Origin of the sequence: Pseudotenacibaculum sp. MALMAid0570 (assembly GCF_040151415.1) — a bacterium.
GTDB lineage: Bacteria > Bacteroidota > Bacteroidia > Flavobacteriales > Flavobacteriaceae > Polaribacter.
In genome coordinates, this window is the sequence record NZ_JBDKWF010000044.1 from 206035 (window position 1) to 222188 (window position 16154).

Genomic DNA, 16154 nt, shown 5'->3' on the forward strand with positions numbered 1-16154 from the left:
AAAAAGCTAGAAAATGAAAAAAAATACGCCCTTCACACTATCACTAATTATTGTCATAGGCTTTTTTGTCTATGTAGCATCCAATCAATTGATGAGAGATTCACTCTTAATTGAACCCGATCAAAGAACAGAACGCATGATGATTATTGGAAAAGATACAGTAAAAGTTTCTGAGAAAGTACATCAAGTACAAACCGATATTATTACATCTAAAGGAAAAAAAAGTAATTATTTAAATGTGTTTCCTGCTACCATACTTTGGATCTCATTTCACAGTACTTCTCTAGCCATAGGAATTATTGCTGCATGGCTACTCTTTTTTCTTATTAGAAGTCTCATTAAAGAATTTGATATTAAGTTTTCAAAGACTACAATTTTTGCATTTATCCCATTACTTATAGGTGTATTTGCATTGATGTTTGCGCTTGAAACAGATCTCATCTTACTTAGATCATTAATTTCTGGTAATGGAGTTACTAAATATTTTGGCATTATTTTTCCTGAGAATACAGATATAGTTCGTGCTTTGGTAGGTACTTTTTTGTTAATTGCTGTAGTTCCTCTTTCTGGAATTATTCTAATTAATGTAGCATCAAAAAATCTTTCTATAAATGAAAACCTTCATGAGAATATGGCTGCTCATTACAAATCATTACGTGAAAAATTGAACACTTTTGCTTTGGTAACTGGATTTTTAGTAGCCATTTCTATTGTAGGAACACAATTGCAAAAGAAAATGATTGGTGAGCAGATTACGAATATTGACGCCATTTATCCTAATGAGTTTATTTATTTATATGCACTTACATTTACCTTAATTCTAGCACTCTTCTTCATCCCTTCTTTGCTTCATTTAAAACGAATCAAAATTGATAAAAAAATAGAGGCTGATACTGGAGTAATGAACTTAGGATGGTGGAAAATAGGAAAAGAATCTGTAGATGATGTAAAACTAATTTTTTCGATGATCTTACCATTAATTGCAAGCGTTTCTCAAATCTTATAATTCAAAAAAAAATGGCCGGACTCGCAACTCAAGAAACTAATAAAGATGTATGGAAATACATAGAAAGTATTGAACCTATTGCTAAACAAGAAGATGCCAAGGTAATCCTTAAAATGATGCAAGAAATCACCGGTTGTGAACCCAAAATATGGGGTGATTATTTTATCATTGGTTATGGAAAATACTCCTACAAGCGTAAAGGCGGAAAAGAAGAATTCGAATGGTTTCATACAGGTTTTGCTGTTCGGAAAACTAAGATTACACTCTATCTAACCATGGATATTGCACAAGAAAAAGAATTGCTTAATCAACTAGGGAAATGCAAACATGGCAGAGGATGTTTGTATATCAATAAATTGGCAGATGTAGATTTGAATGTTTTGAGAGCTTTGATACAAAAATGTTACAAAGTTTCAAGAGATAATTTCCTTAAAAATACCTAACTGTAAGGATTGATTGCTGGTGATTATATGATTCTATTTACAATTAAGAATCATAAATCATTTATTATGTCATCAGAAAAAAAAGTATTAGCTTCTAAATCGGATGAAGCTACACAAACACTAAAAACCGATTCTCAAAAGATTGTTCACCGCTCTAATCTAGTACAATTCTTACATCCTGAAAAATGGTACAAAAAAGGTGAAGAATGGCAAGACCGTTACTATCATATTATGACTCCAGAAACACAAAGATGTGGAGAAATGTATCGATATGAACTAAGAGGATATTCTTATGGTATAGGGAGACCTTTGTGGATAACATGGGTTGGTTATTTATATGCAGATGCTCCTAGTAAAGAGCATTTAATTTATAAAGGTCATAGCCAAGTAAACTTACCTTCAGATGTTCCAACTGTAAGAGCATCTCAATATATTGGATCTAATGGTCATTTATACCTTATGATTGGACCTATTAGTCAATATTACAATAGTTTTAATTTAAATTATCACAGTGGATCTACAGGAGAACGAGTTGTTCACAAGAAAGAAAAATATAAGGTGTTTGTAACGAAAAGTGCAAAACCAATATAAGCTAGAGAAAATTAATACCTAAAATTTATTTCTTCTCCAGCTATTTTCTGACTCAATCTAGAAACAGCATACTCACTTAATTGCAAGACTCTTGGGTAACCACCAGTTACCTGAGCGTCTCGCATGAGAACAATCAGTTTTCCAGAAGGTGTTAACTGTACGGTTCCTGGTAAGACAGCAGAAGTAAGAATGGATGGTAAATCGTTTTCAACAAGTTCATTCAACCGATAACCAACTCTGTTAGTATCACTTGAAATAGTAAACGATTCTTTGAGTCGCTTTTTTTGATTGTTATCTAACAAGTCATATTCAGGGCCAGGAAAACATTCCAATTCAGAAGATGTAAAATGTTCATCATGACTCTTAATTCTAGCATGACCCAATTCATGAAATTTTTGTTCTAGAATTTTTAATTTATCACCCTTAATAAGTCTTTGTTGGGTAATTCCTGCAAAAAAGCTTCTACTTTCTAAAACAGGTTCCGTTTGAATTCCACCTTGAACTGCCAAATAAGTTCTTGCTCCATACAATCGTTTTCCAAAAGATAATACATCACCTTTTTTCATTTCATAGACTGCATTCATTTTGACAGAAATAGCATTGATTTTTGGAGAGAAATGACCACCTGTCAAACAGATATAAGCACCCGAAGTAAACTCAAACTTTCCTTGACCAAATGTGATTTCTACAACCGCACTTTTTTTATCATTTTGCAATAAAACATTCGCCAAATCAGCAGAAAAACTATCCATAGAACCCGCTCTAGGAATTCCTTTTTTAGCCAATCCTAATCGGCCCTGATCTTGCACAGAGCAGTAAATCCCTGGATGTAATACCTTGATCATAATCCTAAGAAAGTTATACTTGTTGATTTTACCTCAATATCAAAGTCTCTAGTAAATTTAAACTCTACATCCCCGAGAGTCAACATTGATGCATACAACGCTAATATCAAAATGGATAGAAAAATCAGAAATCTATAAACGAATTTACGAACCTTAATTTTCAATACAAACCGATTGAAAAGAAACACAACCAGAAACCAGAACAAAAAATAAACAGATAGGTTACCTAAAAACTCTGCTACAAATAGCTGTTTAGACATCGAAGTATGAAATCCTGGACTCTCACATATCAATGGAAAGCCTCTCATGTATACATCTGGCCCATCTGCTACAAAAACATGCCAGGACTGAGTAAAAAGCATAAAGGACAATACAGTTAAAGGCAATACTAGTTTCCAAACCAACTTTTTCATATACTCTTTATTTGATATTTTCCTTTACTAATTAAATCTTCTATCTTATAAAATGCATCCAAATCAATCTGCACAAACTGAATTCGGTCTCCAGCTTTCGCAAAACAAGGTTGCAATTTTGAAACATCAAAAAAATCAATGGGTGATCGCCCAATCAAATTCCAGCCTCCAGCAGATTCATACGGATAGACTCCTGTTTGTTCTCCTCCTATCCCAACACTTCCTTTAGCAACTCGCAATCTAGGATTTTCTCTTCGTGGCATGTGAATGCGTTCATTCAATCCTCCTAAATACAAGAACCCTGGTTGAAACCCTAAAAAATAAATAAGATATCTAGGCTCAGAATGTAATCGAATGATTGTATCAACAGATAGTTTCTTTTCAGTTGCCAACTCTTCCAAATCCAATCCAAATTTAAGGTCATAGCACACAGGAATTTCCCAAAGCTTTGATTCTTGTTCCCTATTATTCTGTCTTTTTTTGTACAATGATTTCAGCTTAGAAACTTCAGATGTAAAGTCGACCTCTTCTTTATATGAAATAGTCAAAGAATTGTAGGCAATAATTGTATCCAAGACATTATTATTTTTAATGCTACTTTCAAAAGCAACTATATCTTGAATTATGCCTTCATCTATTTGAGCCGGCCACTCTATTAAGATAGCGGATTCTCCAAAAGACTTGTATGTTAGGTTATAAAAGTCCAATCTAATTTGATTCGCTTTTCAATGCTTCCAGAATTTCCAATACGTTCTTATTATCTCCATGAATACAGAAAGTATCTGCTTTTATCTCTTTGATATTATCTTGCACTGTCTTTACTTCAGATTTTTCTGCCATTCTTTTTACATGGGCAACAACCTTTTCTTTATCAGTAATTACTCCATAAGGAAGCGCTCTAGAAACTAAGGTTAAATTGTCATTGTAATTTCTATCTGCAAATGCTTCGTATACAATTTCGAGTCCGCTTTCAATGGCTACTTTTTCAATGACAGAATTGTATGGCACATAGATTTTTATAGTTCCAAAAACCTCTTGAATGGCTTTTACAACCAACAATGCTTTTTCTTCATTTACAGCTATTAAATTGTACAATGCTCCATGCGGTTTTACATGGTGAATCTTTCCATTTTGCAATGCTGCTCTTTCTTTGAAAAGAAGCATTTGTTCTTTGAGACTTTGTTGCAATTTCTCATCTGTAATTTCCATGATTTTGCGACCAAAATTCTCCTTATCTGGAAAACTTGGATGTGCTCCAATCTTTACATTGTTTTCAATAGCCAGCTGAAGAACTTTATCGATAATTTCAATAGAACCTGCATGACCGCCACAGGCAATATTGCAAGAAGAAATTAATGGCATAAGTAAATGCTCGTTGTTCAATCCCTCTCCTACGTCGCAGTTAAAGTCAATCATTAGAATAAATTAAATCCAAAAACTTTATCCAATCCTCTTAATCCTAAGAAGATTGTAGTTACTAAAATGATAATTCCTAAAACATTTTGTGTTTTAGAATTCACAAAATCTCCTAGCACTCCTTTTTTATTCACTACCCATAACAACACTCCTGCAATTACAGGTAATAAAATTCCATTGGCTACTTGTGCAAATTTGATGATCTCAATTGGCTTAAATCCAAAAGATGAAAAAGCGACACCTAACAATAAGATTGTTGCCCAAACAAATCTGAACTTCTTAGATTTTAATCCATCTTTCCAACCAAAACATCCTTTGGCAACATAGGCTGCTGCCAAGGGAGCTGTTATTGCAGATGTAATTCCAGCTGCAAACAATCCTAACGCCAGAAAGTATTTGGCAAAATCGCCATATAATGGTGCTAAGCTTTTTGCTAGATCAGCAGCATTGTTTACTTCTCCAGAACTAATTGATGCAGCTGATATTATAATAGCCATCGATACCAATCCTCCCAAAACAATAGAAACAATTGTGTCTTTACGTACAGCTTTTAAATCTTCTTTTTGACTCCATTTTTCTTTCACCAAAGAAGCATGCAAAAACAAATTATACGGAACTACAGTGGTTCCTATCAAACCAATAATAGTGAGCAAACTTCCTTCTGGCGATTTAGGTACAAAAGCACCTTTTAGAATTTCTAGAATATTTGGTTTAGTAACAATAGCGGTAATGATAAACGAGACACTCATTAACAAAACTAAGGTAATCAAGGCTTTTTCTAAAAACTTATAGTTTCCTATGTAGAGTAAAACAAATGCAATTGCTCCGATTAAAAGGCTCATCATATTGACTGAAAAACCTCCAAACTCTAATACTGATTTACCAAATATTGTTTCCAATCCTAGAATTCCTCCGCTAATATTTCCAGCTTCATACGAAGCATTACCAACAACAATAGCTGACAAAATTAACAGCATCATAAACTGATTAACTATTGGGTTTTTGATTTCTGATTTGATAACCTCAGACAATCCTTTTTGGGAAATAATCCCCAATCTTGCCGCCATTTCTTGCAAGACAATTGTGGCTAGAATTGATAAGACCATTGCCCAAAGTAAATTGAAGCCAAAATTAACTCCCGCAAGCGTACATAAAGTTACAGTTCCAGGACCAATAAAGGCTGCCGCCACTAAAGTTCCAGGGCCAATATTTTTAAAAATGTTCTTAATCATCGGTTGAAGTATTTAAAGCATAAATAGCGAAGCTTCCCAACCAATGGCCTCCTTCATAACTATCTCCTACCAAATTAGGCAGTGAGTAATTGATATGTTCTGCTGCGATATTTTTCAAATGGTCATACTCTGGCATGTCTTTTACAATGGTATACAAGCACCAAGCACGAGAGAAATTTACTCCATCTAAATGCACAAGTTTTCCATCCTTTCTATCAGAAACTTCTCCTACTGCCAATTGATAGTCGGGACTTTTAAGCTCTGGTAAAAATTTGGCAAACCATCTAGCAAACTCTTCTTTAGAAAGCACTCGCTTCATCATTGCGGCTTCTTGTAAACATGGTGATAGAAAATCATAACCGCTAGGTTCCCATGTAATTGGGCAATCTGCATCCTTCATAAAGAACTCTTTAGATCTTTTTTCGATTATATCTTTTAATTCCTTATTTCCAACAGTATTGGCATAATCCCAAGCAAAGGTGAGTCCGAATGCAGTATTTGTGTGTTCTCCAACACGAATTGGATACTTGAGTTTTGGTAAAAATTCAATATATTTTTTCGCGATTAAATCTGTAAGCGGTTGTAGATTTTTCTCTAATTCTCTTGCTGTTTCATTATCCCAAGTGTGTAATTCTTCAGCAAGCTTTAATAGCCAAGCCCAACCATAAGTTCGTTCATAACTCTTGTTGTGTTTTCCAAAGAAATAAGCTACTTCTTTTTCAATGTTTTCTTTAGAAATGTTGGTTAATAACATCTTTTTTACTTCCTCAGCATTTTCTAGATTAGGAAATTGTTTAATTAGCGAAACTAAACTCCAATGTCCGTGTACGGACGAATGCCAATCAAAACACCCGTAGAATGCTGGATGTAATTCTTTAGGAGATTGTAAATCTTCATTACCTCCAATTGTCTGATTTAACTTATTTGGGTACTCTACATTGATGCAATGAACTGGTAATTGAATTAACCTTTTTGCTTGTTCCAATGTTAATTTTGGTGTTACTAATGAAGTTTTAGTAACATTCTTTTTAGTTTCTTCTTTTGTTTGATTACAGCTCATCAAAAAGAAAAGCCCAATTAGATAGATGTATCTCATAGTTAGTTTAATATCTTCTAAAAGTAGAAAATAATCCATAAAAAAAGCATCTCATCCCGAAACTTCGGGAGAGATGCTTTCCTATACTTGTTGATTCTAAATTTAAACTAGTGGCCCACCAGACATAATTTCTTCATTTGCGAACTCTTCAAACTTTTTAAAGTTCTTCTTGAAAGAGTTTGCTAATTTCATCGCAGTTTGGTAATAAACCTCTTCGTCTTTCCAAGTTTTTCTTGGATGTAAAATATCTTCAGGAATTCCTTCTATTTGTCTTGGATGATGTAATCCAAAAATTGAATGTTTATGATAGGTTTCATGACTAACTTCTCCTAATTCTCCATTCAAAGCAGCAGTAATCATGGCCCTTGTATACTTTAACGCCATTCTATGTCCTACTCCATAAGATCCTCCGGTCCATCCAGTATTTACCAACCAAACATTTACACCAGCTTCTTGCATTTTCTTGCTCAACATTTCAGCATATCTTGTAGGATGTAATGGCATAAAAGGAGCACCAAAACAAGCTGAGAAACTAGGTAATGGCTCAGTAACTCCAGCTTCAGTTCCAGCTACTTTTGCTGTATAACCAGAGATAAAATGATATGCAGCCTGACCTGGTGTTAACTTTGAAATTGGAGGTAGTACTCCAAATGCATCAGCTGTTAAAAAGAAAATGTTCTTTGGATTTTTTCCAGTTGATCCTGGTTGAATATTATCAATATGATAAATAGGGTAACTTACACGAGTATTCTGAGTGATGGAAACATCTGAAAAATCTACTACTCCATTCTCATCCATAATCACATTTTCAAGGATAGCTCCTTTTTTGATTGCATGATAAATCTCAGGTTCTTTTTCTTCTGTAAGGTCAATTGCTTTTGCATAACAACCTCCTTCGAAGTTAAACACTGTATTTTCATTAGTCCAACCATGCTCATCATCACCAATTAATCTTCTATCTGGATCGGCAGATAATGTTGTTTTACCTGTACCTGATAAACCAAAAAAGATGGCTGTATCGCCATCTTTTCCAACATTAGCTGAGCAATGCATTGGTAATGTATTTTTAAATACTGGTAAAATGAAATTTAACGCAGAGAAAATTCCCTTCTTAATTTCTCCAGTATATCCTGTACCTCCAATTAAGGCAATTTTCTTTCCGAAATTTAAAATAGCAAAGTTGTGTTGACGAGTTCCATCAATCTCTGCATCTGCCATAAATCCAGGAGCATTGATAACTGTCCACTCAGGATCGAAGTCTTTAAGTTCTTCTTCTGTTGGACGTAAAAACATGTTATAAGCAAACATGTTACTCCATGGGTATTCGTTCACAACTCGGATATTTAATTTGTAGCTAGGATCAGCACATGCATAACTATCCCTTACAAAGACTTCTTTTCCTGATAAATACGAAACGACTTTATCATATAATTTGTCAAATTTTTCAGGATCAAAAGGGATATTGATATCTCCCCACCAAATTTCATCTTTGGTTATTTCATCTTTTACAATGAAACGATCCATTGGCGATCGACCAGTAAATTCTCCTGTATTAACAGCAATTGCTCCTAAAGAAGATTCTTTTCCTTGTCCTTTCTCTAAAGTGATTTTGTGTAAATCATTAGAAGACAGCTGATAACGGATGGTAGCATTTTCAATTCCTAGACCATCTAACGAAATCGATTTCGTATTTACATCTATCATTTCCTATTTTTTAGTTTGTCTTAATTGAGGCAAAATTAAGGATATTTTCTACACCACAAGTCTTCTATCCTTTTTTTATTCACTATTTTTTGTTGATTACTTTTCGAATGAAAAACACAAAAAGTAGCAACCAACCTAAAACTAATAACAAGCCTCCTATTGGGGTTACAAACCAAATACTCTTAGCTGAAACTCCTAACAAATAGATCGTATATATAGAACCTGAGAAAAATAGAATTCCTAAAAAGAAGAGTATACTAACTCTCTGTTTAAATCGTTCTGAAAATTCTTGATATATGTTTACAAATAATAGTACCAATACATGATACATTTGATAACGAATAGCTGTTTCTAAGCTAGCCATAGCTTCTGATGATAATTTTTCTTTTAAACTATGTGTAGCAAAAGCTCCTAATACTATGGCAGTTAACCCTAAAAATGCAGTAATACTTAAATTTTTGTTCATAATCTAATCTATAAAAACGATTGCAGGGCAATGTTTTTTTATATTTTCGTTCTACAATCAACCAAAATTAATCATAATTCTAAGATGAGAAACATTTTAGTAATAGGAGCAGGAAGATCTAGCTCTTCTTTAATTAAGTATCTACTGGATAAATCCAATTCAGAGAAACTGTATATAACTGTTGCTGATATTTCTTTGGAAAATGCCGAAGAAAGAATTCAAGATCACACCAATGCCAAAGCATTAAAATTTGACGTCTTTAATGAGGCTCAACGAAAAGCTGAAATCGAAAAAGCAGATATCGTGGTTTCTATGTTACCTGCTAGATTTCATATAGAAGTAGCCAAAGATTGCGTTGAGTTTGGAAAACACATGGTAACAGCTTCTTATATTTCTAAAGAAATGAAATCATTAGATGAGGCTGCAAAAGAAAAAGGACTGGTGTTTATGAATGAAATAGGTGTAGATCCAGGTATTGATCATATGAGTGCCATGGATGTCATAGATAGAATTCGTGACAATGGCGCTAAAATATTATTATTTGAGTCTTTTACAGGTGGGTTGATTGCGCCAGAAAGTGATGACAACTTGTGGAACTATAAGTTTACTTGGAACCCAAGAAATGTAGTTGTAGCCGGGCAAGGAGGTGCTGCTAAATTTATTCAGGAAGGAACCTATAAATACATTCCCTATCACAAGCTTTTTAGAAGAACTGAATTTTTAACCCTGAATGGTGATGGAAAGTTTGAAGCTTATGCCAATAGAGACTCTTTAAAATATAGAAGTGTTTATGGTTTAGACAATATACCCACCATGTACAGAGGAACCATTAGAAAAGTTGGTTTCTCTAGAGCTTGGAATACATTCGTACAATTAGGAATGACTGATGATACTTATACAATTGAAGATTCTGAAAACATGAGTTATCGTGATTTTACAAATCTTTTCTTGGCCTATTCTCCAAGCGATTCGGTTGAATTAAAACTACGTTCGTATTTAAAGATTGATCAAGATGATGTAATGTGGGACAAATTGGTAGAGTTAGATATTTTTAATGCTGATAAAAAAGTTGGATTGAAAAATGCAACACCAGCTCAAATTCTTCAAAAAATATTGTCGGATTCTTGGACCTTAAAAGAGGATGACAAAGACATGATTGTGATGCATCATAAGTTTGGGTACGAAATTAATGGTGAAAAACGCCAGATAGAAAGTAGTATGGTTGTGAAAGGTGAAAATCAGATCTTTACTGCCATGGCTAAAACTGTAGGATTACCTGTTGCTATTGCCACCTTAAAAATACTCAATGGTGAAATTACCACTCCTGGAGTTCAACTACCAATTAGTAAAGAAGTATACGTGCCAATTTTGGAAGAACTTAAAGAATATGGAATTCAATTTTCTGAGAAGAAAGTACCTTATTTAGGATACAATCCTGAGAATGTAATCGGTTGAAGAGATCTTCTAGCGGTCTAACCCTACAGATTCTTTTAATTCTACTAACTGACTTTCTAGTTCGTGTAACTTGTCATAAATATCCATAGGCTCTGGCATTTGCTTAGAGGCAAACATGGTTACATACCAAACTTCCATTATCTCTTCTGCATCTATGGTATAACTTGGGTAGTTTCCATTCTTATTATCACTTTTAAGAATTAACTTCCCTCTTTCTTCAATTCTATTGATGACTCTTTTTAGAACAATTCCATCATTTTTACTCACAATAATATATACTCTTCCATCTTTGATATCATTGAAACTTTCTACATACTTTCCAAAAACTAAATCACCATCAAAAAAAGTACGCACCATAGAATTTCCGAACACTTCAAAACAGCGATAAGTACCATGGGTTAAATGAGGCATACTAAAGGTAGGAAGTGTTTCAATAAAATCTGCATCACCATAGCCATTCAAATATCCAGCTCTAGCCTTGATAGGAACATAAATTACATTCTCATTTCCGCTTGAATTTACAGCGACAACTTGCGGAATTCCTGAATATGTTTGAACTTCTTGAGATTGCACACGAATCATCTGCTCATCTTTTCCAAACAAGTAGTCTGGATTGATCCCAAATTCATTAATGATAGCCATGAGTACATCATACCCCGGTTTGGTTTTTTTACGAGTACCATCTGACTGAGGCCTACCATTAATAATACTATCTACAGTTGTACTTGTAACTCCAATTCGTTTAGAGAAAGAGTAATTATTCAACTGAAAATGATCAATAATTTCTTTTATTTTAAGAGATATACTACTCACCTTTTATTATCTAAATTCTTAAAAAAAATCTCATTTCTGTTTTGAAATTATGTAATATGTTTTATATTTGTCTCATATTACGTTGCTAATTTAAACATTTGTTTTTGTTTAGGCAACTTTCTAGAAGAATCTCTTTCTTATGATTCTTATAATATTGATAGAAAGGTGCATATTTCTTGCCACATTCTTTAGAGTATAATTATTTGAATCCTCTTCTAGAGATAACGTCGTTTTTGGGAAAAGTTGCTGTGAAGTTCACAAAATTTTGATTGGAGCTAAGAATACTTTTTTGCACTTTTCTACCAATTCAACCAATTGTAGAATTAGAAAAAAATAGTAAAATGAAAACAGTAGAAATAGCCTTAACTCAATACGGAGTTAACGAAAAACACGACAAGGAAATACACCCACAAATTGTTAAATATTTAGAAGCAATTGGGTGTGCAAAAAACGACTTAAAAAGGAATACGTCTTGGTCTAGCGCATTTGTAAATTGGGTTGTTAAAAATGCTGGATACGAATATTCAGGCAAATTAGATGTCAGAAGCTGGTTGTCTGTTGGCGAATCTATTGGCTCTCCAAGTTTTGGAGACATTGTTGTTTTAAGTGAAAATGAACAAGATCATGTAGGCATCTTTATCAAAGAAACCAAAAGGTATATTTATCTTATTGGTGGAGATCAAAGAAACAAGGTTTGTATTAAAGCCTATGCAAAAAGCTGTATCCTAGATTTTAGAAAACTAAAGAAAATAGCCTAGACTACATCTTTAAATAAAAATCTTTTGTTAGCGATTGATAATCCTCTGTATACTCATGACGAGAGATTTCTATAATCAATTCCTCCTCTATCAATTCTGTTTGCTCAAATGAAAACTCTAGTAAACTACGTTTAGATTGTGAATTAGCAGTTCCCTTAACTCTACAAACTTTATTAAGAAATAAATTCTTTTCTGAAGCTAAATCAACAAAGTCTTGCTCTTCTTTATAAGGAATAATGGTTGCAAACTTTCCTTCTGAAGACAATAACTCTCCAACACCTTCTATGAGATCTTTAAATGAAAGTGAAGATGTAAAACGAGCTTTGTTTCTAGCTTCATCTTCGGTTTCAAATTCGTCGGTATAAAATGGTGGATTGGAAACAATCAAATCGTACTGCTCTTCTTCTTCACTCATTTCTTGAGCAAATTCTTGAAACGAACTGTGATAGCAAAACAAACGATCTCCCCAATCAGATTGTTCAAAGTTTTCTACTGTTTGCTCATACGCCTGTTCATCAACTTCCACAGCATCAATAGTCATAGCGTCACAACGTTGTGCCAGCATTAAAGCTATCAAACCCGTACCCGATCCTATATCTAAAATAGAATCTGGAAAACTTTCTACAGAACACCAAGCTCCTAAAAGTACACCATCGGTTCCTACCTTCATAGCCGTTTTATCTTGATGAATAGTAAATTCTTTAAAATGAAATGGTTTTGCGCTAATAATATTGGAATTTAAGAGTGGAGAAAGTTACTTCTTTCCTTGAGCCAATCCAAGCAGTTTTTTCAAGTCTTCTTTGTCTGTTTTTAAATCCTGAATTTGATTCTTTAGCATGGCAATAATTTCGTCTTTTTCTTCACAGGTTTGATGAATAGTTTTATACTCTAACCCTGGTTCATTCACAACATTGGCCTGCTGGTTTTCTTTCTCTCCAAGTAACAACCAATACAAATCTACTTCAGGATACTTTGTAATTATATTTACAATCGCTTTAGAATTTAAAGGAGTCTCTTTTGCCTTTCCTCTAAAGTTCGCAGAAGTCATCCCAATACTATGAAAAAACTGTTCTTGAGAGATAGATTGTTTCTTAGCAATTAGGACTACTCTTTCTTTTATGTTAGTAAATTTATTTACCATTAATTTTTTGATTTGTAAATTTATTTACGTATCTTGTTTACTACAAAACTATAACAATATAATAACAAATATGTTAAAATCAACGAATAATTCCTATGATTACAGAAATAGAAAGAAAAGAATTGCGCCAATTATTTCAGGGATATTATGCAGATGATATTCTAGAAATTTTGAAAGAGAAAAAAATCACCAACCGAAACGGAAAAGAACACAGTATCCAATACATAAGAATGGTCTTTCAAGGAGTACGTAAAAATCCAGATATCGAAGCCGCTATTTGGCAGTTAGCAAGTAAAAGAAAACAAGAAATAGAACAACAACGAATACAAAAACAACAGATATTAAAAAGAACAATTTAAACGTAAATAACAATTATATAGAGTGTTGGGGTAATACTCTAGGTACACACTAAGATGGGGTCTACTGCCTCCATCTTAGAGTACCTTTTACAGTACATTTCCTTTTTCATAGCAATTACTTTACCCAAAAAAACCGCAACGTTCGTTGCGGTTTCCTTTTGCAGAGAGGAAGGGATTCGAACCCTCGATACCCTTTTGGAGTATACACACTTTCCAGGCGTGCGCCTTCGACCACTCGGCCACCTCTCTATTTATACTGAACTTTGTCTCAGGATAGATACAAGTCTATCAACCCTTCAGGCGTTTCAACATGTACTTCTTTCTTTTCTCTGTCTACTTTCTTAATAAAGTCATCTATCAACGGAATAAAAATCTCTTTGTCTCCCCTTTCTATTTCAAACAAAGCTTGAGCAGCCGTATCGTTTATGTTTACAATTACTCCAACTTCACCATGATTTGCATCAATCACCTTAAAACCAATCACCTCATGAAAGTAAAACTGAGTTCCTTCTAATTTTGGCAATAAGTCTAAAGGTAAATAGATTCCCGATTTCATAATAGAATCTGCTTCGTCTTCTGAGTTTACATCATCAAACTTTACACGAAGCATTGTTCCTTTGCTTAAAGAACTTCTTTCAATAAAAAATGGAACCAGATTGCCTCCTAAGTCGACAAATACTGATTCCATATTTCTGTACAGTTCAGGCTCATCAGTATCTAACTTGATAATAACTTCGCCTTTAAAACTATGTTTTTTAACGATTTTGCCTAAATAAAAACAATCTTCTTTACGCATCCTCGTAAAAGCGACTACTCTGCAGCCTCTTCTTTAGTTTCTTCTTCTGTAGTTTCAGCTGTTTCTTCAGCAGCAACTTCTTCAGTAGCTTCTGCAGTAACCTCTTCTGTAGCTTCCTCAGCAACTTCCTCTTCTACTTCAACAGCAGCGGCAGTTCTTGCTTCGTTTACAGCTTTTTCAGCTTCTAATGCTTTTGCTTTTGCTTCGGCTTTCGCTTTAGCTAAGCTCTCTTCTTTGGTAGCAACTTTACCAGCTTTTTCATCTAACCAAGCTTGGAATTTCTTCTCAGCTTCTTCTTCAGTGAAAGCTCCTTTTGCTACACCTCCTGCTAAATGGTTTTTTAACATCGCTCCTTTGTACGACAAAATTGCTCTTGCAGTATCAGTTGGTTGCGCTCCGTTTTGTAACCACTTTACAGCACCATCAACATCTAAATCGATAATTGCTGGGTTTTTATTAGGATCATAAGTTCCTAATTTCTCTAAGAAACGACCATCTCTTTTTGCTCTTGCATCAGCTGCAACAATCCAATAAAATGGCTTCCCTTTCTTACCGTGTCTTTGTAATCTAATTTTTACTGACATTTTTTTAATTTTTTAAGGTTCTCGACCTTGGTTATTAATAATCTTACCATCTCGTGATAAGTGGGCGCAAATGTACAAAAATCTTTTTCAACAGATACAATAACAACCACTTAAATCTTTTATTTTTACCAAAATCTATTCTTGGTATGCAAATTCTAAAAAACTATCCGCTCAAAGGAAAACACAAAAGACCCATTGTTACCGATCTTTTTTACAACAAAAATGGAGTTAAAAAACCTTTGGTCATTTTTGTACATGGTTATAAAGGCTATAAAGATTGGGGTGTTTTTGGAAAGATGAACGAAGCGTTTCTAGAGGAAGGATTTGCCTTATTAAAGTTCAATTTTTCACACAACGGAGGAACTCCAGAACAGGTAATTGATTTTCCTGATTTGGAAGCATTCGGACAGAATAATTACAGCATTGAATATGATGATTTGCAAACTGTAATTGACTGGATTACCAAAAACAATGAGCATCATCATGAAATAGACACCAGCAATATTATTTTAATTGGTCATTCTAGAGGTGGTGGAATGGTTACCTTAACTGCAGGAAAAGATCCAAGGATTAAAAAAGTGGTTAGTTGGGCAGCTGTGTGCACTCTCAGCAGATCAATGTTTCAGGAAGGAGACGAATTAGATCAATGGAAAAAAGAAGGTGTTTTATATATTGAAAACGGACGCACAAAACAGCAAATGCCTCATTATATTCAGTTCTATGAAGATTTTATTAAAAACAAAGAACGTTTGAATATCAAAACAGCCTGTAAGAACATTACCATTCCACATTTGATTATTCATGGCGATGGTGATATTGCAGTTCCTTTTTCTCATGCTGAAAAATTACATGAATGGAATCCTAATAGTGAATTGTGTAAAGTCTCAAATGCCAATCATGTCTTTGGAGCCAAGCAACCTTGGGAAGCATCAACTTTTCCAGAAGATTTTGACTTCGTTTTAAAGAAAACTTTTGAGTTTTTGCACGTAGACTAATGTCAGTTCGAGTGATCACGCCAACAGCTTGATTGAATAGA

Annotated in this window: 20 protein-coding genes and 1 tRNA gene; 7 read left to right on the forward strand and 14 right to left on the reverse strand. The window is 33.9% G+C overall.

Annotated features, from left to right (window positions below):
• The first annotated feature begins 13 nt into the window (after positions 1 to 13).
• The 3 genes from AAON49_RS03030 to AAON49_RS03040 all read left to right on the forward strand — a co-directional run bounded on the left by AAON49_RS03030 (position 14) and on the right by AAON49_RS03040 (position 2040).
• Entirely contained in the window at positions 14 to 1006 is a 993-nt protein-coding gene (locus AAON49_RS03030) for a hypothetical protein (RefSeq protein WP_349552545.1), read from the forward strand.
• Between the two features lie 11 nt (positions 1007 to 1017).
• Complete coding sequence (locus AAON49_RS03035; protein ID WP_349552547.1) at positions 1018 to 1449, forward strand: DUF1801 domain-containing protein; 432 nt, start codon at positions 1018 to 1020, stop codon at positions 1447 to 1449.
• 66 nt (positions 1450 to 1515) lie between these two features.
• The gene (locus AAON49_RS03040) at positions 1516 to 2040 is read left to right on the forward strand and encodes a hypothetical protein (protein ID WP_349552549.1); all 525 of its coding nucleotides are present in this window, start codon (positions 1516 to 1518) and stop codon (positions 2038 to 2040) included.
• 11 nt (positions 2041 to 2051) lie between these two features.
• Here AAON49_RS03040 and AAON49_RS03045 read toward each other — a convergent pair whose 3' ends face one another.
• The 8 genes from AAON49_RS03045 to AAON49_RS03080 form a co-directional block, all read right to left on the reverse strand.
• Positions 2052 to 2885 carry a 5-oxoprolinase subunit C family protein gene (locus tag AAON49_RS03045; protein WP_349552551.1) on the reverse strand — a complete coding sequence of 278 codons (834 nt, stop codon included), beginning with the start codon at positions 2883 to 2885 and terminating at the stop codon, positions 2052 to 2054.
• Positions 2882 to 3298 carry a hypothetical protein gene (locus AAON49_RS03050; protein WP_349552553.1) on the reverse strand — a complete coding sequence of 139 codons (417 nt, stop codon included), beginning with the start codon at positions 3296 to 3298 and terminating at the stop codon, positions 2882 to 2884. Before AAON49_RS03050 ends, AAON49_RS03045 begins: the two co-directional genes overlap by 4 nt.
• On the reverse strand, positions 3295 to 4005 hold the full coding sequence (pxpB, locus tag AAON49_RS03055; protein WP_349552555.1) for a 5-oxoprolinase subunit PxpB: 711 nt from the start codon (positions 4003 to 4005) through the stop codon (positions 3295 to 3297). Before pxpB ends, AAON49_RS03050 begins: the two co-directional genes overlap by 4 nt.
• A 1-nt stretch (position 4006) precedes the next feature.
• Positions 4007 to 4714, reverse strand: a complete 708-nt coding sequence (pxpA, locus tag AAON49_RS03060) for a 5-oxoprolinase subunit PxpA (protein ID WP_349552557.1) — start codon at positions 4712 to 4714, stop codon at positions 4007 to 4009.
• Positions 4714 to 5946, reverse strand: a complete 1233-nt coding sequence (locus tag AAON49_RS03065; RefSeq protein WP_349552559.1) for an Nramp family divalent metal transporter — start codon at positions 5944 to 5946, stop codon at positions 4714 to 4716. Before AAON49_RS03065 ends, pxpA begins: the two co-directional genes overlap by 1 nt.
• Complete coding sequence (locus AAON49_RS03070; protein ID WP_349552561.1) at positions 5939 to 7042, reverse strand: DUF2891 domain-containing protein; 1104 nt, start codon at positions 7040 to 7042, stop codon at positions 5939 to 5941. Before AAON49_RS03070 ends, AAON49_RS03065 begins: the two co-directional genes overlap by 8 nt.
• Positions 7043 to 7144: 102 nt before the next feature.
• Positions 7145 to 8746, reverse strand: a complete 1602-nt coding sequence (gene pckA, locus AAON49_RS03075) for a phosphoenolpyruvate carboxykinase (ATP) (RefSeq protein ID WP_349552562.1) — start codon at positions 8744 to 8746, stop codon at positions 7145 to 7147.
• A gap of 82 nt (positions 8747 to 8828) precedes the next feature.
• The gene (locus AAON49_RS03080) at positions 8829 to 9212 is read right to left on the reverse strand and encodes a DUF423 domain-containing protein (protein ID WP_349552563.1); all 384 of its coding nucleotides are present in this window, start codon (positions 9210 to 9212) and stop codon (positions 8829 to 8831) included.
• A gap of 84 nt (positions 9213 to 9296) precedes the next feature.
• Between AAON49_RS03080 and AAON49_RS03085 the strand changes: the two genes are divergently transcribed.
• Positions 9297 to 10667: a saccharopine dehydrogenase family protein gene (locus tag AAON49_RS03085; RefSeq protein WP_349552564.1), complete on the forward strand. Its 1371-nt coding sequence runs from the start codon at positions 9297 to 9299 to the stop codon at positions 10665 to 10667.
• A gap of 9 nt (positions 10668 to 10676) precedes the next feature.
• Here the strand turns inward: AAON49_RS03085 and AAON49_RS03090 are convergent, their stop codons facing one another.
• Entirely contained in the window at positions 10677 to 11480 is an 804-nt protein-coding gene (locus AAON49_RS03090) for a S24 family peptidase (RefSeq protein WP_349552566.1), read from the reverse strand.
• A 341-nt stretch (positions 11481 to 11821) separates the two neighbouring features.
• Here AAON49_RS03090 and AAON49_RS03095 point away from each other — a divergent pair, with 341 nt between their 5' ends.
• Complete coding sequence (locus AAON49_RS03095; protein ID WP_349552568.1) at positions 11822 to 12238, forward strand: TIGR02594 family protein; 417 nt, start codon at positions 11822 to 11824, stop codon at positions 12236 to 12238.
• Position 12239: 1 nt separating this feature from the next.
• On the opposite strand, the gene AAON49_RS03100 is transcribed toward AAON49_RS03095, so the two are convergent.
• Positions 12240 to 12908 (reverse strand): tRNA1(Val) (adenine(37)-N6)-methyltransferase, encoded by a 669-nt coding sequence (locus tag AAON49_RS03100; protein ID WP_349552569.1) that lies wholly within the window; start codon positions 12906 to 12908, stop codon positions 12240 to 12242.
• 84 nt (positions 12909 to 12992) lie between these two features.
• Positions 12993 to 13379 (reverse strand): hypothetical protein, encoded by a 387-nt coding sequence (locus AAON49_RS03105; RefSeq protein WP_349552571.1) that lies wholly within the window; start codon positions 13377 to 13379, stop codon positions 12993 to 12995.
• A gap of 95 nt (positions 13380 to 13474) precedes the next feature.
• Between AAON49_RS03105 and AAON49_RS03110 the strand changes: the two genes are divergently transcribed.
• Entirely contained in the window at positions 13475 to 13738 is a 264-nt protein-coding gene (locus AAON49_RS03110; protein ID WP_349552572.1) for a hypothetical protein, read from the forward strand.
• 161 nt (positions 13739 to 13899) lie between these two features.
• On the opposite strand, the gene AAON49_RS03115 is transcribed toward AAON49_RS03110, so the two are convergent.
• The 3 genes from AAON49_RS03115 to AAON49_RS03125 form a co-directional block, all read right to left on the reverse strand.
• Positions 13900 to 13987 (reverse strand) — tRNA-Ser (locus AAON49_RS03115).
• A 19-nt stretch (positions 13988 to 14006) separates the two neighbouring features.
• On the reverse strand, positions 14007 to 14534 hold the full coding sequence (rimM, locus tag AAON49_RS03120; RefSeq protein ID WP_349552574.1) for a ribosome maturation factor RimM: 528 nt from the start codon (positions 14532 to 14534) through the stop codon (positions 14007 to 14009).
• A gap of 14 nt (positions 14535 to 14548) precedes the next feature.
• Positions 14549 to 15118 (reverse strand): 30S ribosomal protein S16, encoded by a 570-nt coding sequence (locus tag AAON49_RS03125; protein ID WP_349552576.1) that lies wholly within the window; start codon positions 15116 to 15118, stop codon positions 14549 to 14551.
• A gap of 146 nt (positions 15119 to 15264) precedes the next feature.
• On the opposite strand from AAON49_RS03125, the gene AAON49_RS03130 reads away from it, so the two are divergent.
• Positions 15265 to 16113 (forward strand): alpha/beta hydrolase family protein, encoded by an 849-nt coding sequence (locus AAON49_RS03130; protein WP_349552577.1) that lies wholly within the window; start codon positions 15265 to 15267, stop codon positions 16111 to 16113.
• Positions 16114 to 16154: the final 41 nt, after the last annotated feature.